The sequence below is a fragment of the Tabrizicola sp. T74 genome, assembly GCF_057219935.1.
The window spans coordinates 1-1,079 of sequence record NZ_JBXVVT010000020.1; the positions used below are offsets into that span (position 1 = coordinate 1).

Genomic DNA, 1,079 nt, shown 5'->3' on the forward strand with positions numbered 1-1,079 from the left:
GACCAGCTCTTCGGCGGGACCGAGGCGGACAGTCTGTCCGGCGACGGCGGCAACGACCTGCTCGACGGCGGCAGCAACTTTGACACGCTTGTCGGCGGCGATGGCAACGACACGCTCTATGCCGGAAGCGAGGATGACTCGGTCTTCGGCGGGGCCGGCACCGACCTCGTCTATGGCGGCGACGGGCGCGACTACATCCTCTATGCCGAGGGCGACGACACCATCTACGCCGGAAGCGGGGACGACTACGTCGACGACCTGGAAGGGGTGCGTCTGGCCGGCCGGAACCTGGTCTATGGTGGTGACGGCGCCGACCGGATCTTCACCGGCCTCGACTCCGACACGATCTACGGCGATGCCGGGGCCGACACGATCGAAGCCGAGGAAGGCGACGACCTGATCTATGGCGGGGCCGGGGCCGACTACATCCACGGCGATGCCGGCCGCGACACGATCTTCATCCAGGACGGCGACTTCGCCGTGGGCGAGTTCATCGACGGCGGCAGCGGCGGCGACGACTTCGACATCCTCGACCTGTCCGGCTACGGCTGGGCGCGCACCGACGTTGTCTACACCAGCTCGGACTCCGGCACGGTGTCGTTCTACGACACCAATGGCGTCTTCCTCGGCACGGTCGACTTCACCGAGATCGAGCAGGTCATCCCCTGCTTCACCGCCGGCACTCTGATCGACACGCCAACCGGTCCGCGCGCCGTCGAAAGCCTGCAGCCCCGTGATCTGGTGCTGACCCTGGACGACGGCCCGCAGCCGGTCCGCTGGGTGGGCCAGCGGCGCCTGGGGCTGGCCGACCTCCTTGCCGACCCGACCCTGCAGCCGGTGGAAATCCCGGCGCATGCCCTCGCCCCCGGCGTGCCGGACCGCTCCTTGCGGGTCTCGCCGCAGCACCGCGTCCTCTTCGGCGGCGCCGAGTGCGAGCTGTACTTCGGCACGGATGAGGTGCTGGTCCCCGCGATCCAGATGCTGGGGCGCCGCGGCTTCACCCAAGGGCCGCAGCCGGTGACCTATGTCCACATCATGTTCGACCGCCACCAGATCGTGCGGACCCATGGCATGTGGTC

The 1,079-nt window shown here is 68.7% G+C and carries 1 protein-coding gene; it reads left to right on the forward strand.

Features of this window, described 5'->3' with window-relative positions; genetic code table 11:
• On the forward strand, positions 1-1,079 hold a 1,079-nt coding region (locus tag AC2EAL_RS21765), incomplete at both ends, for a Hint domain-containing protein (RefSeq protein ID WP_484726328.1).